This is a genomic window from Kouleothrix sp. 19917, from assembly GCF_057073505.1.
The window spans coordinates 6,780,113-6,806,023 of the sequence record NZ_CP097099.1 but is presented as its reverse complement, the minus strand read 5'-3'; the positions used below and the strand labels follow the sequence as shown (position 1 = coordinate 6,806,023).

Below are 25,911 nucleotides of genomic sequence, written 5' to 3'. Positions count from 1 at the left end.
ACTCACCTATGGGCAAACCGTTGTATCTTCTTTAAGCTGCAGGCGCAGCGGATCAATCACAACAGATGAACCCAGAACATCCGATGGTGAGATGGTGAATGGTGCTTCCTGCACAGTGGTCAAGCCAGGCTTGAGCTGATTGTACACGCGCGACACACCATCGCCGTCGGGGGCGGCTGCCTTGTAGGCGACATACCCGCTCATTGAGTAGTTGCCCGGCGCCAGGCCTTGCGCCACTGGCACGTTGTAGCCAAGCTGCTCGCCTAAACCGTCCTGCGTAATAGGCAGCGCATTTTTCACTGTGCCACGCGGGTCGGCGCCCGGGCCGGTCCAGGGCAAATTCAAGGGCGTATGGCTGGCATCGTACAGGTAGACATAGCCATACACGCCGGTGGGCAGGCTAAGCGCGGGCAAGTTCGCCGTGTGCGCCTGGTCGACATGGCTGATCCAGTTTGCACCCGAGTTGGGGATACATGGACCTTCAGCTTTTGCCTGAATCTGGTCAAGGACCAAGCTCACAACCGAGGGGTCGCGGGCCGGGAAAACCAGGCTCGGGTCGGAAGCCACCTCATCAAGGCCCAGCACATCAACTTGGCCAAGCGCCAGCACAAACAGCTGGAGATTATCGATGCGCGACTTCATACCAGCAGCTTCCGTGATCATTGCCGTGATCGGGCGCTGCTGATTGCCGTACAGGGCCGAAGGCTTGTATAAGGGCGGCGGGTCGTACTGGCAACTTGGCGAATTGAGTGCCCGGCCGTCGCCGCCATACTGAGGGCAAATATCCTGCGCATAGTTCGTCTGGCCGCCCAGGAAAATATTTGCTACGCCGTCAGTCATATAGATAACCGCATGTTTGTATGCCTGGCCATTGCCTGCAGGCGGCGGTGGGCTGCTCTGCAGGATCTGGCTTGCCTTGTTGAGCGCCGACGGTCCCGGTGTACCACCCGAAGTCAGGTACTGATTGGTACCGACCTTACCAGCATCCATAACCGTCTGCTTTAACACAGCTGCGTTAGTGTTCCAACTCGAGCTTGTATCTACTTTGACCCTATTGCTCGAGTCGGTGCTGAACGAGATAATGCGCATAATATCGTTGGCGCGCATGCTATCGATAAAGCCACCCGAGCCGGCCAGCGCCTGCTTCAGCACATACACGCGCCGTTCAGACTGTGTTTTCCAGAAATCACCACCGCCACTGGGGCAGGATTGGGGCGTTGCGCCATTAAAGGCTTCGCACTGCCGAACTGCGCCTGTGCCATTCAGGTTACCCTGTCCCTGGAAGTTCCAGCTCATCGAGCCCGACACGTCCATGATGATCTCATAGGCGATCGGCTGGCCAGTTTGCGGCTGGCCCCAGCGCGGCTTCAGGAAGACATTACCATTAATACCCAGGGTATTGCTGGTGACAGCTGGTGTGCTCAAGCAGGCGATTGAGTTAGCCGGGCCGATATACACCAAGTCGAAATAGGTGTTTGCGCCATTACCGCCCATGCCAACCATATAGAATGCTGCCAGGCCAGCAAGCTGGAATGTCGCGTTTGCGCCGGTGCCAACAGCAGGCTTCACAATCGGCAGGATCAGAACATCTTTATTTGTAATATGCTTCTGAATCTCAGTTTTGAGGTTGCCGCTGAGGGACACTCCAGTGTTGGAATACAACCAGTCGCCCGCGTTGATCTCGTGCGGCTTGATGGGGTAGACGACCTTGCCATTCACCATCGGTGGCTGTGAGCTGGCATCGGGCCAGGTGTAGGTATCGGTTTTGCTGTTGTACAGGCCCTCGTCAAAGCCATTGGCCAGGTTACCCGCGCCGGTAAACATATCGACGGTAGCTGTATTATTACCACCACTTGAAGCTGCTTGCCAGCGCAAAAAGCTGAAGTTACCGGGCGAGTTAGCCTGATCGTTGATATACACGCGGCGCTGCGTTAAGCCACCAGGGTAGTTTGGATCGGTGTATGTTTTATAGTATGGAAGATCCGCCTGATTTTGTGGCGGCAGAAATCCGCTTGTATCCAGGCTGCTGGATTGCACGCCAAGTGGGTAGACACCCTCCACTGGCGAGCAGCGCGCAGCATAGGCCTGCGCCTTCACCGGCAGGGTTGGGCGGTCGAGCACGCGCGCGAAGTAGGTGTTAACATCGCCGTTCACAATGACCTGCAGGTAGGTTGCGCCAGACGGTACATTGCCACACGAACCCACATAGCACAGGAAGTTGGCTTTGGCATCAAGGTAGTAGGCGTTAATAACACGCTGATCGCCCTGCGCCGTGCCGTTGCCATTGATGTCGTTATACGCGCCATCGACATTGTTCGAGCGCAACGACTGCTGAATGATTTGCTTGATATTCTGGTCGCTGCCGCCCTGAATCATGCTATTCATGCCGGCAAGCGCGGCGGCGTTGGTTGCGCGCACGGTGTTGCGTTGCTGCGCGTAGTTGTTGCCGACATCGACCGCCAGGCCGACGGCGCCAACCAGCACAACGATCAGCAAAGCAATGAGTGGGATGCTTTGGCCGCGTGCCTTGGTGTGTATGAAACGGGCGCTCATAAACTTCCTCCACTGTGTAGTTCGGGGTTTCATTGTTGTAGTGCGATGCCCTTGAACGCTTACGCGTTTATGGTGTAACGGTTATCGAGTCGGTACAGCGAGTGATCGTGCCAGCCGTGAGGCTTTGGGTCTTAATGGTACCATTGCCAACCGTTGTGCTATTGAAGCTGCCAGTGAAGTTGGCTTGGAACCATAGCGCATAGGCCGAATTGGCCGTCTTGTTAATCATGTTCGGCACAGTGCAAGTCGGGATCTGTGTCGAACTGCCACTGCCGCTGCCGCGCGCCACACTGTCGCGGATGGGCATGATGTAGGCCGATTTCAGCGGAACAATGCGGCTAAAAGCCGGGGCCAGCGGAAACAGCATCTGGTGAACCGAACGCACCGTCACACGAATGTAGCACAATGCCGTCGTGGCCGTGCTGGCGTCGGTGCAGGCGACATTCTCCGCCGCGCCAGTTGCCACATTGAGCGTTGGGTCGCCATCCATAGACGGGTCGGCCAGCATCTCTACGGTGATATTCGCATCGACCACGCCGGCCTGATTCTGGTCGTTGACGCCATCGCCATTCAAATCGAGCAGATTGACAAAGCCAATGCCGCCGGTATCGCCCGACTCAAATCGCACATGGTTTTTGATCTCGGTGGTATCGAGCACACGCCGACCCTGCCCATCGGTGACAAGCCAGCGGCTGCCGTAGGCAGCACCCTCCTGGGCGGCGTTATGCAAGCCCTGAAGTGCGAGCATAATCAAACCAACATCGACGGCGGCGGCGAGCAGAAAGAAAATGAGTGTGGCCGCGAGGGCAAACTCGACCAGCGCCTGGCCGTGAGTTCGGTGTCGTCGTTGTTTCATCATGATCCTCACGCGTGGCAGGCAAATTGATTTGGCGAGTTCGGGTTGTCGCCCATCGATTCAATCGAGCGGCGCGTCGCCATCTTCACGCGCATGGTTCCCTGCGAGCCGAAAGTAATAAATCGCCAGAATGGTGTAAGCGGCTGAATGTTATAAACCATATCGATCTGGATTGGTTCGCCCAACTGCCGCTTGCCAGACGGATAGCTCAGCGCAAAAGTGTTGCCATTATTGCCGCTGGCAATATCGGTGAACATCACTTCGGGCGTGCCGGCGCGCGTGGCATCCAGAATGGTCGCAACGCAGTTATCGGTGCGATCAAGCGGGTTGACTCTGTTCGGGAAGGGCGGGATCTCGGCGGCTTTTTCCGCGCCGTTACGCGCCGCCTGATAGACCGTTGCATACCCGAAGATGTACCAGCCCATATCGATGATGCCGAAAATAATCATGACGATGAATGGCAGCAACAGCGCCATTTCGACCATCGACTGGCCCTTTGTTCGTTTCGACGTTTGTTTCGACACACCCACCATACACCATGCCTCTTGACGATTGTGCTGCAGCCATGTTCCCTGATATTATAGACACTGCGGGCATCTGCGCTGATTATACGATTCCAAAGCCACAAGCAACAATAGGACGAAGGTACTGATCACCCAATTTCTGACATTTGGATGACGGTTTTAGCCCATGGCCATGCCAAATTCGTCATTTGCGCCAGGGTGCCGACTCTGGCCGTTCATCTTTGGCAGCAAAGCACCCACACATGCCGTTATTGCGTATCACTACTTGACAATGGCGGATCAGGTCGCTATAGTGAGCCACACATTGGGCATTTGTATGCTATTACCCGATCGTTAGCCGCCTGCAAGGCACCCACCCTGCGTCGGCGCGCCTGCACACAAGCCTGCCGGTTACGAACATGCCGTCCCAAGCACTGCCTGCTTGCTGCCAAACTGCGATGTTTCCACGCAGGCAGCCAGCAGCGCATACTATTATATAAGGATCTCTGCCATTATGGCCGATAAGCTAGTTATCGTTGAGTCGCCCGCCAAAGCGAAAACCATACAAAAATACCTGGGGCGCGGATTTCGTGTTGAGGCCTCGATGGGGCACGTGCGCGACCTGCCAAAGAGCGACCTTGGCGTGGATGTCGAGCATGACTTCAAGCCTGTGTACGAGGTTGCCAAGGGCAAGGAAAAAGTCGTCGCGTCGCTGAAGAAATCGATTCGCCAGGCCGACGCCGTCTACCTCGCAACCGACCCCGACCGCGAAGGCGAAGCGATTGCCTGGCACATCACCCAGGCGGCCGGCATTCCGCGCGGCACGCCGATCTATCGCGTGGAATTTAGCGAAATCACCCGCAACGCCGTGCAGCACGCCATCGCACACCCGCGCCAGATCGACCATAACCTTGTGGATGCGCAGCAGGCCCGCCGCGTGCTCGACCGGCTGGTGGGCTACAAGCTTTCGCCGCTGCTGTGGGAAAAGGTCATGCGCGGGCTTTCGGCCGGGCGCGTGCAATCGGTGGCGGTGCGCCTGGTCGTCGAGCGCGAGCGCGAGATCGAAGCGTTTGTGCCGCAGGAATACTGGACGATCGAGGCCGACCTGAGCAAGCAGCCGGCTCGCGGCCAGGCGCCCGAGCGCAAAGACATGTTTCGCGCCGTGCTGATCGAGCGTGCCGGCAAAAAGCTCGACAAGTTCGCCGTTGGCAACCAGGACTCGGCGCAGGCGATTGTCGATGACCTCGACGGCGCAAAGTATATTGTGCGCAAGATCACCCGCCGCGACAAGCGGCGCACGCCTGCCCCGCCCTTCACCACCAGCACGCTGCAGCAGGAAGCCGGCCGCAAGCTGGGCTTTTCGGCCAAGCGCACGATGATTGTGGCGCAACAGCTGTATGAAGGCGTGGACATTGGTGGCGACGAAGGCACGGTTGGTCTGATCACCTATATGCGTACCGATAGCTTCAACATTGCGCGCGATGCGCAGGAAGAAGCGCGCGACGTGATTATGGAGCGCTATGGCGAGCCTTACCTGCCCGCCAAGCCGCCGATCTACAAGACCAAGGCGAAAGGCGCGCAGGAAGCACACGAAGCCATCCGCCCAACGTCCAGCCGACGCACGCCCGAGGCACTGCGCGATATTTTGTCGCGTGAGCAGTTCCGCCTGTACGAGCTGATCTGGAAGCGGTTCATTGCCAGCCAGATGGAGGCCGCGCTGTTCGACAGCACCGCGGTAGATATTGGCGCGCTTACCGCCGGCCAGCAGCCTGCCGCCGGAGCCGCCGACCCATACACCTTCCGCGCCACCGGCAGCGTGCTGAAGTTCCCGGGCTTTCTGGCGGTGTATAACGTCAGCCTCGACGAGGGCGAAGAAGATGAGGACAGCGAGCGCCGCCTGCCACCGCTGGCCGAGCGCGAGCCGCTGAATTTGCTGCAATTGCTGCCGATTCAGCACTTCACCGAGCCGCTGCCGCGCTTCACCGAGGCCAGCCTGGTGAAAGAGCTGGAGCGCCTGGGCATTGGCCGCCCATCGACCTACGCGCCCACGATTTCGACGATTGTCGAGCGCAAGTACATCGAGCTTGCTGAAAAGAAGCTGATTCCCACCACGCTGGGCCGCGTCGTCACCGAGCTGCTGGTCGAGCACTTCCCAAGCATTGTCGATTATGGCTTCACCTCATCAATGGAGCAGCAGCTCGACGATATTGCCGAAGGGGAGAAGCGCTGGGGGCCGGTGCTGCGCGATTTCTATGGGCCATTCGAGAGCACGCTCGCCACCGCCAAGCAGAATATGCGCAACGTCAAGCGTGAGGATGTGACGACCAACCTGACCTGCCCGAAGTGCCAGCAGGGCCAGCTGGTGATTAAATTCGGGCGGAACGGCGAGTTCCTGGCGTGCAACCGCTACCCCGACTGCGAGTTCACCGGCGACTTCCACCGCGACGAAGACGGCCAGATTGTGATCAACGCCGCCAGCGCGCCGGAAATGAGCGACGTGATGTGCAACCTGTGCGGCAAGCCGATGATCATCAAGAAGAGCCGGTTCGGCCCCTTCCTGGGCTGCAGTGGCTACCCCGAATGCTCGAACACGCGCCGGATCGGCAAGGATGGCAAGCCGGTGCCACTGCCCGAGCCCACCGGCGTGGCCTGCCCGAAGTGCCAGCAGGGCGAGCTGATGCAGCGGCGCGGCAAGTTTGGCCGGCCGTTCTATGGCTGCAACCGCTACCCAAAGTGCGACTACCTGACTAACGACCTGGCCGAGGTGGCGAACTACAAGCCCGACGCGGCTGGCGCGGCCAGCGCCCCGGCCAAAGCCGCGCCAGCCAAAGCCGCAGCGCCAAAAAAAGCACCTGCGCGCAGCACAGCCGCCAAAACCACTACGGCACGAGCAGCATCGGCAAAGACCAACAGCCGCGCTGGCACAAAAACCGCCGCCAAGAGCAGCGCGAAGAAGCCAGCCGCCGCCGCATCGCCACGGCGCAAAGCCTCGTAGGCGCGCGAAATTCCACCCTGTACCCGCAGCCAAAACGCACGGCTGCGGGTATTTTTTTGCGCGCAAAAGTACTAGCCAGAACGGGACTGCGCGGCCTTGATCGAGTGTTGGGTCTGTTGGCATAATAGGCGCAACACTACATCAGGAGCACTGCATGCAGCCAATCATTACCTTCTTCCAACGCCACAGCAAACGCATCGCAATCGGCGTATTCGTGCTTGGCGCGCTGGTGCTGGCCAGCCGCTGGGTGATGCCAGCCACGCCCCAGCCGCCGGAAACAATCGCGCCCTTTGCCGAAGCCGAAGATACATTTGGACCGCCCGAAGAAGATGTCGCACCACCACCCACACCCGCGCCAAATATTGTTGCCTACATCAGTGGCGCGGTGCGCGCGCCCGATGTGTATACGCTCCCGCCCGAGGCGCGCATTAAAGACTTGGTGATGGCAGCGGGAGGGTTGCTGGAAGGTGCCGATGCCGAGCGGATCAATCTTGCCGAGCGCATCACCGATGGCCAGCACATCCAGGTGCCATTTCAGGGCGAACCGGCGCCAGCACCCGCTGGCCCGGCAGCAGATGGCGAAACGGGCACAGCGGGCAACGCACTGCTGGACATCAATACCGCCAGCCTCGACGCGCTCGACCAGCTGGATGGCATTGGCAAGGTGCTGGCCCAGCGGATTATCGACTACCGCACCGCCAACGGGCCGTTTAAGTCGGTTGAAGAATTGGGCAATGTCAAGGGTATCAGCGCGACACTTTTGGCCAAGCTTGCCCCGGGCCTGAGCGCGCGCCCCTGACCTGCACGCAGAAACGCGCTTCCCCGGCCGCACCCAGCCATTGCGCTCGGTGCGGCCGTTTGCATCAGTAGCGAAGTTCAGAAGTATTGGGCCACAGAGAGCACGGAGAGCACCAAGTTTTTGAGATTCATGCTCAGCCGCTTCTCAACTATTTTGCCCCCAGTCTTTGCTGTTTCTGAATAACCACCGCTACTGATTCCTGCGACCTGAATACTGCTATAATGTGCCATCTTCCCAAATCACCGACACCGCCTGGTGCGCCGCCGCACTCCACAAAAGTGATGGAGACTTATGCGCCGAACAAAGATTGTCGCCACGATTGGGCCGTCCAGCGGCACCCCCGACATGATCGCCAAGCTGATTGCAGCGGGCATGGATGTTGCACGCCTGAACTTCTCGCACGGCAGCCATGCCGACCACGCCCAGCGCATCACAATGCTGCGCGAGGCCGCCCGCCAGGCCGATCGTCCTTTGGCACTGCTGCAAGACCTGCAAGGGCCGAAGATTCGCACTGGCAAGCTGATAGGTGGCGGCCCCGTGCTGCTCCACGCCGGCGACCGCTTCGACATCACGATTCATGAAGAACAGGGTACGGCCGCGCGCGTCAGCACCACCTACACCGCGCTGCCGCACGACGTACGTGCCGGCGACCGCATTTTGCTTTCGGATGGGCTGATTGAGCTGCGCGTGCTGGAAGCGACCGACGACGAGGTGCACACCACCGTGGTGTTTGGCGGCGAGCTGCGCGAAAACCAGGGCATCAACCTGCCGGGCGTGAATGTCAGCGCGCCGGCCCTGACCGAAAAAGATATTGCCGACCTTGAATTCGGCCTGGCGCATCATGTTGACTATGTGGCGATTTCGTTTGTGCGCCGCGCCGCCGATTTGCAGGATGTCAAGGCGCGCATCAAGGCGGCGGGCAAAGCCACACCCGTTATTGCCAAGATCGAAAAGCCCGAGGCGCTGGAAGACCTGGCGGCGATTCTGGAGATCGCGGATGGCATTATGGTGGCGCGCGGCGACCTGGGCGTGGAAATGGCCGCCGAGCAGGTGCCGGTAGTGCAGAAACAGCTGATCGAGGCGGCCAACCTCGTGGGCGTGCCCGTAATTACCGCAACCCAGATGCTCGACTCGATGATTCGCAACCCGCGCCCGACCCGCGCCGAGGCCAGCGATGTGGCAAACGCAATCATCGACGGCACCGACGCGGTGATGCTCAGTGGCGAAACCGCCAATGGCCAGTTCCCGATCGAATCGGTAACAATGATGGCGCGCATTGCCGAAGTGGCCGAGGCCAGCGGGCGGCATGGCGACCATACCGCAACACCCAGTATTTCGATCAAGCGTCAGCCCAGCGTGTCGGAGGCGATCAGCGCGGCGGCGTGCGCGATTGTGCAGGCCCTGCCCGTCAGCGCGATTGTGGCCTTTACGATGAGTGGCAACTCGGCGCAGCTTGTCTCGAAAATGCGCCCGCTCACGCCCGTGCTGGCATTTACCCCTTCCGAGGCAGTGTACCATCGCCTGAACCTGGTGTGGGGCATTACGCCGATCATGTGCGATTATGTCGACCGACTCGATGCGCTGGGCGCGCGCGTCAACGAACTGCTGCTGAAGCGCGGCTTTGTGAAGCCCGGCGACGCAATTGTGATGACCGGCGGCCACCCGATTGCGGCGCGCGGCACGACCAATTTCGTCAAAGTATTGCAGATCGAAGAGTAGATTTACGAGCTTCTCACGGCGCACTCATTTTCTGCTTATGTTTTGGTGGTATCTTCAGGGCACGGGCGAAAACCCTTTGCAGAACTGAAGAGGCACCGTTATGGCCGACATTGGGATTCCTGAGCTATTGATTGTGCTGGCGATTGTGATCATTCTGTTTGGCCCGGCGCGCCTGAGTGGTCTCGGAAAGTCGCTCGGTCAGTCGATCCGCTCATTCCGCCACGAAATCAATCGCAGCGACGAGCCGGTTTCCGAAACAAAAGAATAGCAGACTCCCCACGCCAGTGCGCGGACGCCACCTTCGTTTCAGCCGAAGGTGGCGTTTTTCTTGACAAATTGCCCGATCCGTTTAGGATAGCCCTGCTGTTTTGCTCTACACGAGGAAGAGGGTCATGCTCGCCCGCCACTCCCATAGCCTTCCTGCTGCCCGCGCCGCCGGTTTGGCGCTGTTTGCCCTGCTGCTTGGCGTCTATATGCTGACGATGAGCGGGCATACCTATGCCTCCGACGAAGAAACCATGCTGGCGGTCGGGCAGTCGCTGCTGGCGCGCGGCAGCTTCGCCATCCCGCCCAGCGAGCCCTTCCTGATGACCACAATTGGTGGCGTGGATGGCCAGCGCTACAGCCGCTACGGCCCGCTCCAATCGATAATGGCGGTGCCGTTTATTGCGGCGGGCAACGCATTATCGCAGCTCGTTCCTGGCTACAACGAGCTGGTGATGCGTTTTGTGGTGCTGCTGCTGCCTGCGCTGGCCACCGCTGCAACGGCCTGGCTGCTGGTGCTGTGGGCAGCCGAAATGGGCTTCGGCGCGCGCATTGCCGTGCTGCTCGGGCTGCTGTTTGGGCTCACCAGCCTGGCCTGGCCGCATGGCCGCACCTTCTTCGCGGAAACGCTGGCGACCCTGTTTCTGGTGCTGTGCGGCTACGGCCTGCGCCGCGAATCGCGCTGGTGGTGGGCGATCGCTGGCGCGGCGGCGGTTGGCGCGCTGGCTACGAAAATCCAGACTGGGCTGGCGCTGCCGGTGCTGGCCGTCTACACGCTGGCGGTGTGCTGGCGCGGCGGCTGGCCGGGCTTTGGGCGCGCTTTGGGCGGGCGCTTGTTGTTTGGCCTGCTGGGCCTGGCGCTGCCACTGGCAGCCCTGCTGGCCTACAACACCCTTCTGTTTGGCGCGCCAACGAACAGCGGCTATGGCTCGGTTGGCGCGCAGGCGGTGGCGCAGCACGGCAACTGGCGCACGGGCCTGTACGGCCTGACGGTCAGCAGCGGCAAGGGTTTGCTGATCTACTCGCCAAGTATCCTGCTTGGGCTAATTGGCCTGGGCGCGCGGCCACGCCAGCAATGGCGCGAGTCGCTGCTGGCGGCGCTGATGCTCATCAGCCACATTGCGTTCTACAGCAATGTGGGCTACTGGCACGGCGATGGCGCATGGGGGCCGCGCTACATGGTGTTTGTGGTGCCGTTCGCCTACTTGCCGGCGGCGGGCGTGCTGGCGGCACTGGGCGAACGAGCGCGCGGATGGCGCTGGGCGGCGGGCGTGCTGGTGGCGCTCAGCTTCCTCATTCAGCTGCTGCCGCTGCTGCTGAGCTTCGACACCTATATTCAATATACCGATCCAAACGACCGCTATTTCAAGCCATCCGCCTCCCCTATTCTGGCGCAGCCGCAGATCTGGCTCGGCCGCGTGCGCGAGTACTGGTGGCGCGCTGCTGGCGGCCCGCCCGGCACGGCCCTGCTGGTAAAGGATTTTTCCTACTCGGAAGGCGACCGCAGCAAGGGCGAGCTGTTCCCGCGCTGGACTTACGCTGACGCCACCTGGCAGCTCAACCCATCGGGAATCGGGCCGCTGGAAGGCACGCTGCTGGTGGCGGATCATCGACCCTGGCCTTTGCCACGCGCAAATTTCGAGCTGCGCCTGAACGGGCAGCCGCTGGCGAATGTCGAGCGCAGCAACACCGACGGCGACCCGATCCGCTGGACGCTGCATTTTACGCTGCTGCCCGGGCAGCTGGCGCGTGGCATGCGCCTCGAATTGGTGAGCGACACCTGGAACCCCACCCGCGACACGCAGGATAACCCGCGTAACGAAGACCTGGGTCTGCTGATCGAGCGCGTGTCGCTGGAGCAGGATGGCAAGCCGCTTGCCTTTGGCGAGGCGCTGCCCATCCCGCCGCCGCGCATGAACCGCCGCGCGCTGTGGCTGTGGACGCAGGATGTGCCGAACCACCACCTGTTCGATCTGTGGGAGTGGTATGCAGTTGCGTCGGGCATGCCGGCGGGCTCGGTGGCGCTGCTGCTGGCCGTGTTCGGCCTGCCGGCCCTGGCGCTGATTGGGTTTGGCGGGCGCGGCGTGTGGCTGGCGCTGGGCGGCATGCCACGCCCCGGCCGCAACCACACCACACTCTCCCCGCAGTCGCCGTGAGCGGCACGGCGCGCAACTCCACCAACACGTGGCTGGCAGCCGGGCTGATCGCAGCCGCGTTTGTGCTGTATGCCGCGACCTTGCTGCCCGGCCTCGGCAGCGGCGACACGGCTGAGTTCCAGCGCGTGCTGCCCACCCTTGATGTGGCCCATCCCACCGGCTACCCGCTGTATACCCTGCTCGGCTGGCTGTGGAGCTGGCTGCCGCTCGGCGCCGTGGCCTGGCGCATCTCGCTCTTTTCAGCGGCGGCGGCGGCGCTGGCCGTTGGCGCGCTGTTCCGCGTGGCGCAGGCAATCGGGCAGAGCGCGCCGGTGGCGGCGGGCGCGGCGCTGGCGCTGGCCGCCTCGCGCACTTTCTGGTCGCAGGCAACGATTGCCGAGGTCTATGCGCTCGCCGCGCTTCTTCAGGCGCTGCTGCTGCTGGCGCTGCTGCGCTGGCGGGCCGGGCGCTGGCCGCTGTGGCTGGCGGGCCTGCTGGCCGGGCTGGGCCTGGCGCACCACCGCACGATCATCCTCATGTTCCCCGGCGCGCTCGTGTTTGTGTTTGTTACGCTCTGGCAGCGGCGAAGGGAACCACGCCCAGCGCCGCGCTGGCGCGAATTGGTGCTGGCGCTGGCGGCGCTGCTGGCGGGCTGCCTGTTCTACCTGTACCTGCCACTGCGCGCGCCGGCCTGGCTCGATTCGTGGCGCACGCTGCTGCGCGTGATCGCCGGCTCGGATGCGCTGGGCGTGTGGCTGGGCGTGAACGAACCCTGGCGCGTGGCCGCCGAGCATCTGCGCGAGCTGTGGGCGCGCTTGATCCTGCCGCAGTTCTCGCCGCTGGGGGTTGTGCTGGCGCTGCTGGGGCTGGTGCGCGTGGCCGGGCGCGACCGCGCGCTGGCGGCGCTGCTGGGGCTTGGCTATCTGATGACGCTCGTCTTCTGTGTGCTGTTTTTTGTGCAGGATGTCGAGGTTTTTCTGCTTTCGGGCCACCTGATTATGGCGCTGCTGATTGGCGAAGGGGCGATGCTACTGGCAGAAATGGCAAGCCGCGCGGCAAAACGCCCGTCGTTTGCGCCGCTGGCTGGTGCGGCACTGCTTCTGCTGCCAACCTGTCTGTTCGCACAGAACCTCGCGCCCATTCGCGCCGCAAACAGCACGCTTTCCGAGCGCGCCGCCCGCGCAACCCTCGCGCAAAGCCTACCACGCGGCGCGCTGCTGCTGGCCGATTGGGACGCGGTGGAGCCGCTGCGCTACCTGCAGGCCATCGAGGGCGTGCGGCCCGACATCGAGGTGCGCACCCTGAACGAAGACGTGGCGCGGCAGGATGTCGACGCGGCGCTGGGCGCGGGGCGGGCGGCTTTTCTGCTGCGGGCACTGCCAAACCTGGGCCTGAGCCAGTCGCCCGAGGGCCGGCTGTGGCGCGTAACCGCCGCGCCGCCGCAGCTCACGATTGCCACGCCGAGCAACATGCGCTGGGCCGATGGGCTGGCGCTCACTGGCTTCACATTGCCGCCCGGCCCCTACCACCCCGGCGAGATCGTGCCGCTCACGCTCGGCTGGGCGGCGTGGCAAGCGCCCGCGCAGGATTACACGCTGTTCGTGCATTTGATCGGGCCGGATGGCGCGGTGTGGGGGCAGTTCGACCGCGCGCCCGCGCCGCCGACGAGCCAGTGGCAGCCGGGAGCGCTGCAGCCTGGCCTGTACGGCCCAACCTTGCGCCTCGACGCGCCGCCCGGGCGCTATCGCGTGCTGCTCGGCTGGTACAGCTACCCCTCACTTGAGCGTGTGGCCTTGCAAAGCGGTGCAGACGCCTTCGAGCTTGGCACGGTCGAGGTCGCGCCGCTGGCCGATCTTCCCGCGCACGCCCGGCCATAGCCGCCATCCTCTCCTTTCGGCGGGGAAACACCTCGCCATGCGGCACCGCCCCTCTCCTTCCGGCAGTGCCAAAACTCCCCTTCCGGTGATTTTCATCACGAGCGCGGGCGCATATACTCTGCGCATCCACCAAACACACCAAAACAGCAGCACGATGCGGCGCAACTGATGCGCGCTTTGAGCAAAGGGGGCAGGCATGGCAGGCACAAGCAATGGCGTCGCCAAGAAAAGCCGCTGGTCGGCGGGCGTGACGCCCTACGCCGAAATGGGCTACTACAAACCCGACTACGAGCCGAAAGACACCGACATCCTGTGCGCGTTCCGCATTGTGCCGCAGGAAGGCGTCGAGCCGATTGAGGCGGCAGCAGCCGTGGCCGGCGAATCGTCGACCGCGACATGGACGGTGGTGTGGACCGACCGCCTGACCGCGCACGAACACTATCAGGCCAAGTGCTACCGCGTCGACCCGGTGCCGGGAACTGACCAGCACATCGCCTACATCGCCTACGATCTCGACCTGTTCGAAGAAAATTCAATCGCCAACCTGACCTCGTCGATCATCGGCAATGTGTTTGGCTTCAAGGCGCTGAAAAGCCTGCGCCTGGAAGACATGCGCATTCCGCCGCACTACACCAAAACCTTCCAGGGCCCGGCGCACGGCATTGTGATGGAGCGCGAATACCTCAACAAATACGGCCGCCCGCTGCTGGGTGCCACCACTAAGCCCAAGCTGGGCCTGAGCGCGCGCAACTATGGGCGCGTGGTGTACGAGGCGCTGCGCGGCGGCCTGGATTTCGTGAAGGACGACGAGAACATCAACTCGCAGCCGTTTATGCGCTGGCGCGACCGCTATCTGTTCTGCATGGAAGCCGTCAACAAGGCCAGCGCGGCCACCGGCGAGGTGAAGGGCCATTACCTGAACGTCACCGCCGGCACCATGGAAGAAATGTACGAGCGCGCCGAATTCGCCAAGCAGCTTGGCAGCGTGATCGTTATGATCGACCTGACGATTGGCTACACCGCGATTCAGAGCATGGCCCGCTGGGCGCGCAAGAACGGCGTGATCCTGCACCTGCACCGCGCCGGGCACAGCACCTACACGCGCCAGAAAACGCACGGCGTGAACTTCCGCGTGATCTGCAAGTGGATGCGCATGGCCGGCGTCGACCATATTCACGCGGGCACGGTGGTGGGCAAGCTCGAAGGCGACCCGAATGCGGTGCAGGGTTATTACAACACCCTGCGCGAAAACATTCTGGAGCCGAACCCGCTGCAAGGGCTGTATTTCGAGCAGAACTGGGCTTCGATGCCGGGCGTGATGCCCGTGGCCTCGGGCGGCATTCACGCCGGCCAGATGCACCAGCTGCTCCACTACCTGGGCGAAGATTGCATTCTACAGTTTGGCGGCGGCACAATTGGCCACCCCGACGGCATTGCCGAGGGCGCAACCGCCAACCGCGTGGCGGTGGAGGCGATGATCCAGGCGCGCAACGAGGGCCGCGACTACCTGAACGAAGGGCCGGACATTCTGGCCCGCGCCGCGCGCTGGTCGCCCTCGCTGCGCAAAGCGCTGGAAGTGTGGAAAGACGTGACCTTCGACTTCGAATCGACCGACACGCCCGACGTGATGGTGACGCCGACGTATTGAGTTGTAAGTGCTGAATGTTGAGTTTTGAGCTCGTCACCCAATTTAACACTCAGCATTCAAAACGTAGCATTCTGGAGAAGACTATGCGAGTCACACAGGGAACTTTTTCCTACCTGCCCGATTTCGACGACGACCAGATTCGCGCGCAGGTGCAATACTGCCTCGACAACGATTGGCCCGTCTCAATCGAGTATACCGACGACCCGCACCCGCGCAATGTGTACTGGGACATGTGGGGCATGCCGATGTTCGACATCAGGGACGCGGCGGGCATTATGATGGAGCTGAACAAGTGCCGCGAGGTCTTTCCGCAGCACTACGTCCGCGTCACTGGCTACGACCGCCGCTATGGCCGGCAGACCACCGCACTGAGCTTTATTGTCAACCGCCCGCGCAACGAGCCTGGCTTCCGCGTCGAGCGGCAGGAATACGCCGACCGGCAGCTGAAGTACGCGGTGCATTCCTACGCCACCGACCAGCCTGCGGGTTCGCGCTACGAGGATTCGTAGGGGTTAGGGAATGGGAGTTGGGGGTTGTTGAGAGGCAAATATTGCGCCCTGCCACGTGTTATCCATCTGATACCAGGCATAACATTATGACGAACCATACCGAACCGGAAACTGAAACTATCGACCTCGACGCCGCCTACCGCGAGTCGAACATTCAGCAGGTGCTCGACACGCTCGACCGCGAGCTGGTGGGGCTGGGGCCGGTGAAGCGTCGCATTCGCGAGATCGCGTCGCTGCTGCTGGTGGCGCGGCTGCGCGAGCAGGCCGAGCTGGCGACCGGTCGGCCCTCGCTGCACATGAGCTTCACCGGCCACCCCGGCACCGGCAAAACCACCGTGGCCGTGCGCATGGCCACCATTCTGCACCACCTGGGCTACGTGCGCAAAGGCCACCTGGTGGTCGCCACGCGCGACGATCTGGTGGGCCAGTATGTCGGCCATACCGCGCCGAAAACCAAGGAAGTGCTGAAGCGCGCCATGGGCGGCGTGCTGTTCATCGACGAGGCCTACTACCTGTACCGGCCCGAAAACGAGCGCGACTACGGCCAGGAAGCGATTGAGATGCTCTTGCAGGTGATGGAAAACCAGCGCGACGATCTGGTGGTGATTCTGGCGGGCTATAAAGACCGCATGGATACCTTCTTCCAGTCGAACCCCGGCTTTCGCTCGCGCATTGCGCACCACCTAGAGTTCCCCGACTATTCGCACGACGAGCTGATCGCGATTGCCGGCCTGATGGTCGAGCAGCAGATGTACCGCTTCGACGAGGACTCGCGCGCCGCCTTTGCCGAATACCTTGCGCTGCGCATGCAGCAGCCCTACTTCGCGAACGCGCGCAGCGTGCGCAACGCGCTGGATCGCATCAAGCTGCGGCAGGCCAGCCGTCTGGTGGCGCGCGGCGGCACAATCGACGCGGGCGAGCTGGCGCGCATCGACGCAAGCGATATTCGCCAGAGCCGCGTGTTCCAGGGCGGGATTGATCTTTAGAGAAAACTGTCCACAGATTACACAGATTATCGTTAGCTTTGAAACACCTATCTGCGTAATCTGCGTAATCTGCGTAATCTGTGGATCACACTATTCGGCGTGAAATGCACCAGCCGGACCAGCCGTAGCAGGTATGTTCTGAGAGGACGCGATGAAACAGCGACCGATTATTCTGGGGATTGTGGGCGACAGCGCCGCCGGCAAAACGACGATTACCGGCGGGCTGATGAAGCTGCTCGGCACCAACCGCGTCACGCACGTCTGCGCCGACGACTACCACAAATACGACCGGCACGAACGCAAGGTGCTGAATATCACCGCGCTGCACCCCGACTGCAACTACCTCGATATTCTGGAGCTGCACCTGGAGCGGCTGCACTACGGCCAGCCCATCCTCAAGCCGGTCTACGACCACAGCACCGGCTCGCTGGTGCGGCCCGAGTATATCCAGCCGCGCGAGTTCGTGATTGTGGAGGGCTTGCTGGGCTTCACGACCGCGACCATGCGCCAGTTTTATGATGTGAAGGTTTACCTTAACCCGCCCGAGGATTTGCGGCGGGTGTGGAAGATCAAGCGCGACACGACCAAGCGCGGCTACACTGCCGCCGAGGTGCTGGCCGAGCTGGAGAAGCGCGAGCCCGATTCGCGCGATTTCATTCGCACGCAGCGCCAGTACGCCGATATTGTGGTGCACTTCCACGCCGACGCCGGCGTGCCGCCCGAGCAGGCCGGCCCGCAGCTTAACGCCCAGCTCACGCTGCGGCCTACCATACCGCACCCCGACCTGAGCTACCTGATCGAAGAAGGCAGCAGCCCGGACTCAGGCGTGCGCCTGGAGCTGGGGCGCGCCGACGGCAAGCCGGTAGATTTCCTGCGCATCGACGGGAATGTCACGCCCGAGCACGCCGCCGAGCTGGAGCAGGCGATCTGGCGGCACCTGCCCGACCTGCATCCGCTCGCGTCGGACGAGTTTGGCGACTACAACGACCGCGCCGAGATTCGCCACAGCGACCCGCTGGCGATCACGCAGCTGCTGCTGACCTACCATGTGCTGCGCAAATACAACGACGTGCGACGCCTCCCTTTCGCGCCTCCGGTGGCCGCACTTAGCCGGCTACAGCCCGTTGGCGCGGAGAATTAGGCGTGGGCGGCGGGGTGAAAGGGTGACAGTAGCCAGTCGGCAGTTGGCAGTTGGCAGTTGGCAGTAACCTTGCCAAGCCAGTCGGCAGTTGGCAGCAGGCAGTTGGCAGTAACCTTGCCAAGCCAGTCGGCAGTTGGCAGTTGGCAGTTGGCAGTAACCTTGCCAAGCCAGTCGGCAGTTGGCAGTTGGCAGTTGGCAGTAACCTTGCCAAGCCAGTCGGCAGTTGGCAGTTGGCAGTAACCTACAAACGTGTAAACTTGCAAACTTGTAAACCTGTAACCTCGAAACCTGCAACCTGCAACGCGCAACGCGCAACGTTCAAACCTGCAACCTGCAACTCTTCGCGCCCTTTGCGCTCTTTGCGGTTTATTTAGCTTTGGTCGTTCGCCGGTCGTCCCAATCCCAAATCGCAAATCGCCAATCGTAAATCCCACGCGCTATTTCTCGCTGGTTTCGCGAAAGTAGACCTGCGCGGCCTCGGTGCGGTTCGCCACGCCCAGCTTCTGCAAAATATTCTGCACATGGAATTTGGCGGTGCTTTCCTGCACGCACAGGCGCTCAGCGATCTGTGCGTTGGTTTGCCCCTCGGAGAGCAGCCGTAGCACGTCGCGCTCGCGCTCGGTGAGGCGGGGCAGCAGCTTGCCGCGCGGCTCGGGCGCGCTGCCGGTCTGGCGCATCACGCGCGGGAACACCAGCTGGCCGTGCGCCACGTTGCGAATGGTCGCCACCGTCTGGCGCGGCGGGTCGGTCTTCAGCGCATAGCCGTCGGCCTGGCGCTCCCACGCGCCTTGCAGCGCGCCGCCATCGCCCGAGGCGCTCAGCATCACCACCTTCACCGGCAGGCCCTGCCGCCGAATTTCCTCCAGGCACCAGAAGCCGTCGCCGCCCTGCATCTGCACATCCAGCACCACCACGTCGGGCCGGGTGTATTGCAGCTCGTCGAGCAGCGCCTCGCCGCTGGTGACGGTCGCCACCACCTCCATGTCGGGCTCGCGGCTGAGCAGCCCGCGCAGCCCTTCAATCACCAGCGCATGGTCGTCGGCCAGAATAATCGTAATCTTTCGCTTTTGTGCATTAAGCATCGCTCGGCACCTGTACAATCACGCGCGTGCCCTGGCCGGGCTGGCTGATCACGCGCAGCTGCCCGCCCACAAGGTGCATGCGCTCGCGCATGCCGCGCAGGCCAATATGTTCCTCGCGCTCGGTCGCACCCGGCCCTTCCAGCGGCGGCGGCTCGAAGCCACGGCCCTGATCGGCCACTTCCAGTTCCACCCAGCCGTCGTGGCTGCTCAGCCGCGCCGCGTGCCGGTCGACCCCGGCGTGGCGGTAGGCGTTGGAAAGCCCTTCCTGCATCACGCGGTACAGCGCGATTTTCACCGGCAGGCTCACGGGCGGGATGGCACCCGCGATCTCCAGCGCGACATGGTTGCCGGTGAGCGTTTCGTGCTGAAACGCCAATTCTTCCAGCACCTCGGGCAGCGCGCGCCGGTGAAACTCGGCCATGCGCAGGCCGCTGAGCGTCACCCGAATGTCTTGCAGCGCGCTTTCGATCAGCATGGTTGCGCGCTGGACGGTTGGCTCCAGCACGGCGCGCGCCTCGGGCGGGGTGTCGTCGAGCTGGGCTTGCAGCAGCGCCAGGTGCGACGAAAGCGCGAACAGCTTCTGCACCGGGCCGTCGTGAATATCGAGCACGATGCGCTGCCACTCTTCTTCGGCCACCGACAGAATGCGCCGGCTGGCCTGCCGCAGCACGCCCCAGCTCAGCTGGTGGTGCTCTTCGACCAGCAGCGCCGCCAGCTCGACCATGGTTTGCGCCAGTTCCTGCTCGGCTGGGTCGGGCAGGGGCGCGCTGCTGGCAAACACCATCTGCAGCCGCCCGATCTCGTGCGCGCCCTCGCGAATGGGGATGGCAATCGCGTGCGCGCCGCTGCCGACCGGGCGCGCATCGTCCTGCACAATTGTGCGCGCCGGCATATCCACGCTGCCCAGCAGATGCAGCTCGGCCCGCGCCGCGCCCAGCCGGCGGCAGAGTTCTTTTAATATGCGCTGGTAGGCTGCATCGAGTGTCGCATTCATAGCAGCTCCGTGCGTGGCACTGCCGCGTGCCGCAAGTATAGCCGAGCACAGTTCGCCGCCAGGTATGTGCGCAGCAGGGCGCAGCAAGGCACGCTATAAGCCGGGGCAGCGGGTTGGCGCTTAGTATAGCATGGGCGCGCAAACGGCCTTCCACGTAGGTTCGGCCAGAGCTATGCGGATATTGCTGCGGCGCGCGGGGCTGAAGCCGCCGCGCTACCAAGCAATGCCCCATCAATGGGGCTTGAAACGGGCACGTTTCAGCCCGCGCACGCGGGCTTCGTAATTATAGCCGGGTCGTTTACGGCCGGGCGCAGCACGAAACAATTAGTATGCAGAAAAATCCGTCGCAGCTATTCACCTTACGGCCCTATATGCCTTTTTACCGAATGTTTACTTGACAATGCGGGGCATAGTGGCTACTATACACACACCACCCCTCCCCATAGGGGGGTGGGGATAACGATAGAGGTAAGTCATGACAGAGCACGAAACGCATGCGCAGCATGCCGACGCTATGCACGAGCACGACGCACACAAACAGCATACGCAGCCCACTGGCGACCATTCCGCCCACACCGCGCACGAAATGCAGCCCACTGGCGACCATTCCGCCCACGACGGTCATTCCAGTCACACCGGCCACGGCGGGCATGCCGGCCACAGCGAAGCAATGTTCGCCCGCCCATTCTGGATCTCGCTGGCGCTGACCGTGCCCGTGCTGATCTACGCCGAGCTGTTTCAAGAGCTGCTTGGCTACACCGCGCCGCCGTTTCCCGGCTCGGCATACCTTGAGCTGGTGCTGGGCAGCATTATCTACTGGTATGGCGGCTGGGTGTTCCTGCGCGGCGCAATCGACGAGCTGCGCGCCCGCGCGCCGGGCATGATGACGCTGGTGGCGCTGGCGATTAGCACAGCCTATTTCTACAGCGTGGCAGTGAGCCTTGGCCTGGTGGAAGGCATGCCCTTCTACTGGGAGCTGGCGACCCTTGTGACGATTATGCTGCTGGGCCACTGGATGGAAATGCGCGCCGTTGGCAGTGCCCAAAGTGCGCTGAACGAGCTTGCCAAGCTGCTGCCCGACACCGCCGAGCGCATTGTCGAGGGCGGCACCGAGACCGTTGCGGCCAGCGCGCTTGCCAATGGCGATTTGGTGCTGGTGCGCCCAGGCGCGAGCGTGGCGGCCGACGGCATGGTTGAAGACGGCGACAGCCAGGTCAACGAGGCGATGATTACGGGCGAAAGCCGCCCGGTGCGCAAGCAGGCTGGCGCGGAGGTGATTGCCGGCACGGTGAATGGCAGCGGCTCGTTGCGCGTTCGGGTGACGAAAACGGGCGAGCAAACCGCGCTGGCCGGGATCATGCGGCTGGTGGCAGAAGCGCAGAACAGTCGCTCGCGCGCCCAGGCGCTTGCCGACCGCGCCGCCTACTGGCTGACGTTTGTGGCGCTTGGTGTCGCCATTCTGACGCTGGTGGCATGGGTGGCGGCGCGCGGCTTCGACAGCTTCACGCTTGAGCGCGTGGTGACGGTGCTGGTAGTGGCGTGCCCGCACGCACTCGGCCTTGCCATCCCGCTTGTCATCGCCATCAGCACAACCTTGTCGGCGCGCAATGGCATCCTGGTGCGCGACCGGCTGGCGCTCGAAAATGCGCGCCAGGTCAGCACAGTGGTGTTCGACAAAACTGGCACGCTCACCCGTGGCGAGCAAGGGCTGGTCGGCATTGCCACGGCCGGCTTGCCCGAAGACGAAGCTCTGGCGAATGCGGCCGCCATCGAAGGCGATAGTGAACACATCATTGCGCGGGCGCTTGTGGCTGCTGCACAGGCGCGCTCGCACGCATTGCCCGCCGTGCGCGATTTCCAGTCGCTGCCGGGCCGGGGCGTGCAGGCCAGCATCGGTGGGCGCACCTTCCAGGTTGGCGGGCCGCGCCTGCTCGAAAGCGCGAACATCGAGCTGCCACCCGATCTTTCCGAACAAACCCGCGCATGGGGCAAGCGCGGCCAGACCGTGGTGTACCTCGTTGAAGAAACGCGCGTGCTGGCCGCCTTTGCGCTGGCCGATGTCATCCGCCCCGAGTCGCGTGAGGCGATTGCCACGCTGCGCGGGCAAGGCGTCGAGGTGGCCATGCTCACAGGCGACAGCGAGGATGTGGCGCGCTGGGTTGCTGGCGAACTTGGGATCGACACCTACTTCGCCCAGGTGCTGCCCGAGCACAAAGCCGCAAAAGTGAAAGAACTTCAGGCGCAGGGCAAGCGCGTGGCCATGGTTGGCGACGGCGTGAACGACGCGCCCGCGCTTGCGCAGGCCGATGTTGGCATTGCAATCGGCGCGGGAACCGATGTGGCGCGGGCATCTGCCGGCATTGTGCTGGTTCGCAACGACCCGCGCGACATCGCGCGCATTATCACCCTTAGCCGCGCCAGCTACCGCAAGATGATGCAAAACCTGGCGTGGGCGGTGGGCTACAATGCAATTGCCCTGCCGCTTGCCGCAGGCGTGCTTGCCGGGGTTGGCTTTGTGCTGCCCGCCTGGGTCGGCGCGGTGCTGATGTCGCTCAGCACAATTATTGTGGCGATCAATGCGCAGCTGCTGCGGCGGCTCGACCTGAGCGCGGCACCGGCAGCACACGTATCGGCTGTGCCACAAACCGCATCGTAGCGGCGCGCAGAAACGGCGAGCACCCAACCGTCGCGGGTGGAAGAACGTGAACTTCCCCGCGATGGTTGGGCGCTTGCTTATTCGACTGTGATAGTTTGGGACATACCAGCATCGTAGTGGCCGGGCAGGTAGCACGCCACTTCCAGCGTGCCAGCATGTTGCTTGGTAAAGGTGTATTCGACCATCCAGCTCCCGCCGGGCGCGAGGTCGCTGTCGTGAATATGCGTCAGGGCCATGGTGTCGAGCTGAGCCATTGGCATGGTGCTCATTGTCTTGCCATCCATTGCTGGCGGCATCAGCATCATTTCGTGCGGCACGTTGCCAGCGTTCGTCACAGAAAATCGGTATGGCACGCCGACCTCGAATGTCGTCTTCGACATGGCGATCTTCATTTCGGAAAGTGTGACCTGGACGGTCTCAGGGCCACGCGCCAGGGGGCTGCAGGCAGCCAGAGCGCCAAGCAGCAGAACGAGCGAAGCGATGCGAATGTATTTCAAGGTTGTGGTTCTCCCTCAGCCACGGTTGCGCGGCAGCCTCCCGCCGGGCTCTCCGTGGCACACAAAGCCAGGTTGTGTTCAGAATAAAAGGAGTGCGTGGCGACCAGCGTGACTGTTTCTTTACGCCCGGAGATGATGCGGCAACAGCATGGCTCGTGTGCGGGCGGCGGTTGTGGTAGTATTGTGGCGTTCGGAACCGACCCAATGCGCAAAACCGCGTATCAGAAAACAGAGCAGGGAGGCAAGCGCGATGGAAAACGAACGCAGCCAGCAGGCGCTCGACGCGTGGCAGGATTTCCTGGCAACCGCGCTTGATGCCGTCCTCAGCCGCCACCGGCACACCGACCCGCAGCAGGCAGCACTCGATCTGTTTCACACCGTTGCTGCCACGGTGCCCGCCTACGCGCAGTTTTTAGCCGAAAACGGCATCGATCCCGGCACGATTCAGAGCGCTGATGACTTTGCGCGCATTCCACCTGTAAACAAGAAGAATTATCAATCGCGCTTTCCGCTCGCCCAACTCTGCCGGGACGGCACGCTCGAAGGATGCGATTTCATTGCGGTTTCTTCTGGCTCCACCGGCAAGCCAACATTCTGGCCGCGCACAATTGCCGATGAGCTACAGATCACGCGGCGCTTTGAGCAGATTTTCCACGACAGCTTTCGCGCCGACGAGCGCCGCACGCTGGCAGTTGTTTGCTTCACGCTGGGAACGTGGGTCGGCGGCATGTTCACGGCCAGCTGCTGCCGCTACCTCAACAGCAAGGGCTACCCGATCACGGTGATTACGCCCGGCAACAACAAGGAAGAAATATATCGCGTGGTGACGGAGCTGGGGCCAGCATTCGAGCAGGTGGTGCTGCTGGGCTACCCGCCCTTCCTAAAGGATGTGATCGATGGCGGGATTGCGCGCGGCATCGACTGGGCGCCGCTGCATGTGAAGTTTGTGATGGCCGGCGAGGTGTTCAGCGAAGAATGGCGCAGCCTGGTGGGCGAGCGCGCCGGCTCGCCCGACGCATTGTATAGCTCTGCATCGCTCTACGGCACCGCCGACGCGGGCGTGCTGGCCAACGAAACACCCCTCTCGATTTGCATTCGCCGCTGGCTGGCCGCCACGCCCGAAGCCGCCCGCGCGCTGTTTGGCGAGTCGCGTCTGCCCACGCTCGCCCAGTACGATCCACTCAGCCGCTTCTTTGAGAAGGATGGTACGTCGCTGCTGTTTTCGGGCGAGAATGGCGCGCCGCTGGTGCGCTACAACATTCTCGACACCGGCGGCGTGGTGCGTTTCGCCGAGATGATGGCGTTTCTGGCCGAGCAGGGTTTCGACCCACGCGCCGAGCTGCAAGCGCACGGCGGGCGGGGCATGCGCGAGCTGCCGTTTGTGTTTGTGTTCGGTCGTTCCGATTTCACGGTTTCGTATTTCGGCGCAAACATCTACCCCGAAAATGTGACGGTTGGCCTGGAGCAGCCCGATATTCGCGAGTGGGTGACGGGCAAGTTCGTGCTGGAATCGCGTGAGGACGAAGATCGCAACCGCTACCTGGCGGTGACGGTGGAGCTTGCGCCGGGCGTGGCTGCCGACGAGGCCAAGGCCCAGGCTATTGCCGATTCGATTGTGGCGCAACTGCGGCGGCTGAATAGCGAGTTCGCGCATTATGTGCCGGCCGAGCGCCAGCTACCGCGCGTGGCATTGCGCCCAATCGGCGATCCCGACTATTTCCCGCTGGGCGTCAAGCACCGCTACACGCGCAAAAGCGAATAACGCAGGATCACGCTCAACATACAAACTACGCACTACGCACTATAAAGCCAAATATAAGTGCGTAGTGCGTAGTTGTGCGAGCATACACATAAACATGAACCAAGGCCACTGACTGCAATGCAATCGGTGGCCTTGGTTACGCACGGGAAAGGCCTACTCGCCCGCCGTGTCGTCCTTTTCGTCGCGCGACAGGATGGCATAAATCTCGCGGCGCGTGCCGTCGAGCAGCTTCATCACGGCCTGCTTCTGCTCAGCCGTGCCGTGAAGCGCGGCCTGCATTACGCTGGCCATCAGGCTCATGCCAGTCTGGCGCAGCCCTTCCAGCTCAGGGCCGGGCCCACGGAAGCCGAAAGGCGGGCCTTGCTCGGGCTGGTTCTGCTGGCGCTCGGCCAGGAGCTGGCGGCCCGACTCGGTGATGGTATACACGCGCTTGCCCTCGACCGTCTCGCTGGTGAGGTGGCCCTCGTCTTCCAGCAGCTGCAGCGTCGGGTAGACCGAGCCGGGGCTGGGGCGGTAGAAGCCGCCGTAGCGCTGCTCCAGCTCTTTGATCAGCTCATAGCCGTGGCGCGGCTGCTCGCCCAGCAGCTCCAGCAGGGCGTACTTGATGTCGCCGCGCCGCTGGCGCTGCCGCCCGCCGAACGGCCCGCCAGGCCCGCCCGGACCACCGGGGCCGCCGCCACGCGGGCCACGCCCAAACATGCGGTCAAACGGCTCGCCGTCGTGGGGGGCGAACCATGCGCCTGGCCCGCGATGCCCGAAATGCATCGGGTGGCCATGATGGCCGTGGCGGAACTCGCCTTCGCGCATCATTTTGCGCGCCCAGCGCAACCGCATATGCGGCGGCATGTCGAACGGGAAATCCTCGGACTGTTCTTCTTCACCTTGCCACGGGCCGCGCCGTGGGTCAAATCGTCGTCGAAACATTGAATTACCTC

20 protein-coding genes are annotated in these 25,911 nt (G+C 62.6%); 12 read left to right on the top strand and 8 right to left on the bottom strand.

Translation table 11 applies throughout. The features are described 5' to 3' along the window. Positions 1-6: 6 nt before the first annotated feature. From M1P90_RS27565 to M1P90_RS27555, 3 genes are all read right to left on the bottom strand, one after another. Positions 7-2,553, bottom strand: a complete 2,547-nt coding sequence (locus M1P90_RS27565; protein ID WP_483698867.1) for a pilus assembly protein TadG-related protein — start codon at positions 2,551-2,553, stop codon at positions 7-9. A 67-nt stretch (positions 2,554-2,620) separates the two neighbouring features. Next, complete coding sequence (locus M1P90_RS27560; protein ID WP_483698865.1) at positions 2,621-3,409, bottom strand: TadE/TadG family type IV pilus assembly protein; 789 nt, start codon at positions 3,407-3,409, stop codon at positions 2,621-2,623. Between the two features lie 8 nt (positions 3,410-3,417). After that, positions 3,418-3,933 (bottom strand): TadE family protein, encoded by a 516-nt coding sequence (locus M1P90_RS27555; protein WP_483698864.1) that lies wholly within the window; start codon positions 3,931-3,933, stop codon positions 3,418-3,420. Positions 3,934-4,426: 493 nt separating this feature from the next. Between M1P90_RS27555 and topA the strand changes: the two genes are divergently transcribed. From topA to M1P90_RS27505, 10 genes are all read left to right on the top strand, one after another. Next, positions 4,427-6,907, top strand: coding sequence for a type I DNA topoisomerase (gene topA, locus M1P90_RS27550; RefSeq protein ID WP_483698863.1), 2,481 nt, complete (start codon positions 4,427-4,429; stop codon positions 6,905-6,907). Between the two features lie 154 nt (positions 6,908-7,061). After that, complete coding sequence (locus tag M1P90_RS27545) at positions 7,062-7,706, top strand: helix-hairpin-helix domain-containing protein (RefSeq protein WP_483698862.1); 645 nt, start codon at positions 7,062-7,064, stop codon at positions 7,704-7,706. Between the two features lie 291 nt (positions 7,707-7,997). Then, entirely contained in the window at positions 7,998-9,425 is a 1,428-nt protein-coding gene (pyk, locus tag M1P90_RS27540; RefSeq protein ID WP_483698861.1) for a pyruvate kinase, read from the top strand. 100 nt (positions 9,426-9,525) lie between these two features. Continuing rightward, positions 9,526-9,693 (top strand): Sec-independent protein translocase subunit TatA/TatB, encoded by a 168-nt coding sequence (locus tag M1P90_RS27535; protein ID WP_483698860.1) that lies wholly within the window; start codon positions 9,526-9,528, stop codon positions 9,691-9,693. A gap of 124 nt (positions 9,694-9,817) precedes the next feature. Continuing rightward, a complete protein-coding gene (locus M1P90_RS27530) occupies positions 9,818-11,845 on the top strand; it encodes a hypothetical protein (protein WP_483698859.1) in 2,028 nt (675 codons plus the stop codon). Beyond that, entirely contained in the window at positions 11,842-13,701 is a 1,860-nt protein-coding gene (locus M1P90_RS27525; protein ID WP_483698858.1) for a protein O-mannosyl-transferase family, read from the top strand. Before M1P90_RS27530 ends, M1P90_RS27525 begins: the two co-directional genes overlap by 4 nt. A gap of 196 nt (positions 13,702-13,897) precedes the next feature. Continuing rightward, positions 13,898-15,349, top strand: a complete 1,452-nt coding sequence (locus M1P90_RS27520) for a form I ribulose bisphosphate carboxylase large subunit (protein WP_483698856.1) — start codon at positions 13,898-13,900, stop codon at positions 15,347-15,349. 83 nt (positions 15,350-15,432) lie between these two features. Then, positions 15,433-15,858, top strand: a complete 426-nt coding sequence (locus M1P90_RS27515; RefSeq protein WP_483698855.1) for a RuBisCO small subunit-like domain-containing protein — start codon at positions 15,433-15,435, stop codon at positions 15,856-15,858. Between the two features lie 86 nt (positions 15,859-15,944). After that, positions 15,945-16,844, top strand: a complete 900-nt coding sequence (gene cbbX / locus M1P90_RS27510; protein ID WP_483698853.1) for a CbbX protein — start codon at positions 15,945-15,947, stop codon at positions 16,842-16,844. Between the two features lie 151 nt (positions 16,845-16,995). Then, positions 16,996-17,985: a phosphoribulokinase gene (locus M1P90_RS27505; protein ID WP_483698851.1), complete on the top strand. Its 990-nt coding sequence runs from the start codon at positions 16,996-16,998 to the stop codon at positions 17,983-17,985. Here M1P90_RS27505 and M1P90_RS27500 read toward each other — a convergent pair. The 3 genes from M1P90_RS27500 to M1P90_RS27490 form a co-directional block, all read right to left on the bottom strand. Then, positions 17,982-18,248, bottom strand: coding sequence for a hypothetical protein (locus tag M1P90_RS27500; protein ID WP_483698849.1), 267 nt, complete (start codon positions 18,246-18,248; stop codon positions 17,982-17,984). The genes M1P90_RS27505 and M1P90_RS27500 overlap by 4 nt on opposite strands. A 174-nt stretch (positions 18,249-18,422) precedes the next feature. After that, positions 18,423-19,067, bottom strand: coding sequence for a response regulator (locus M1P90_RS27495; RefSeq protein ID WP_483698847.1), 645 nt, complete (start codon positions 19,065-19,067; stop codon positions 18,423-18,425). Further along, positions 19,060-20,061: a sensor histidine kinase gene (locus M1P90_RS27490; protein ID WP_483698846.1), complete on the bottom strand. Its 1,002-nt coding sequence runs from the start codon at positions 20,059-20,061 to the stop codon at positions 19,060-19,062. The genes M1P90_RS27495 and M1P90_RS27490 overlap by 8 nt, the downstream gene beginning before the upstream one ends. Positions 20,062-20,536: 475 nt before the next feature. Here M1P90_RS27490 and M1P90_RS27485 point away from each other — a divergent pair, with 475 nt between their 5' ends. Continuing rightward, on the top strand, positions 20,537-22,717 hold the full coding sequence (locus tag M1P90_RS27485) for a heavy metal translocating P-type ATPase (protein WP_483698845.1): 2,181 nt from the start codon (positions 20,537-20,539) through the stop codon (positions 22,715-22,717). Between the two features lie 77 nt (positions 22,718-22,794). Here the strand turns inward: M1P90_RS27485 and M1P90_RS27480 are convergent, their stop codons facing one another. Beyond that, positions 22,795-23,097, bottom strand: coding sequence for a hypothetical protein (locus M1P90_RS27480; protein WP_483698844.1), 303 nt, complete (start codon positions 23,095-23,097; stop codon positions 22,795-22,797). Between the two features lie 367 nt (positions 23,098-23,464). Here M1P90_RS27480 and M1P90_RS27475 point away from each other — a divergent pair, with 367 nt between their 5' ends. Then, positions 23,465-24,976: a phenylacetate--CoA ligase family protein gene (locus M1P90_RS27475; protein ID WP_483698843.1), complete on the top strand. Its 1,512-nt coding sequence runs from the start codon at positions 23,465-23,467 to the stop codon at positions 24,974-24,976. A gap of 153 nt (positions 24,977-25,129) precedes the next feature. Here the strand turns inward: M1P90_RS27475 and M1P90_RS27470 are convergent, their stop codons facing one another. Beyond that, complete coding sequence (locus M1P90_RS27470) at positions 25,130-25,900, bottom strand: PadR family transcriptional regulator (protein WP_483698842.1); 771 nt, start codon at positions 25,898-25,900, stop codon at positions 25,130-25,132. Positions 25,901-25,911 lie beyond the last annotated feature (11 nt).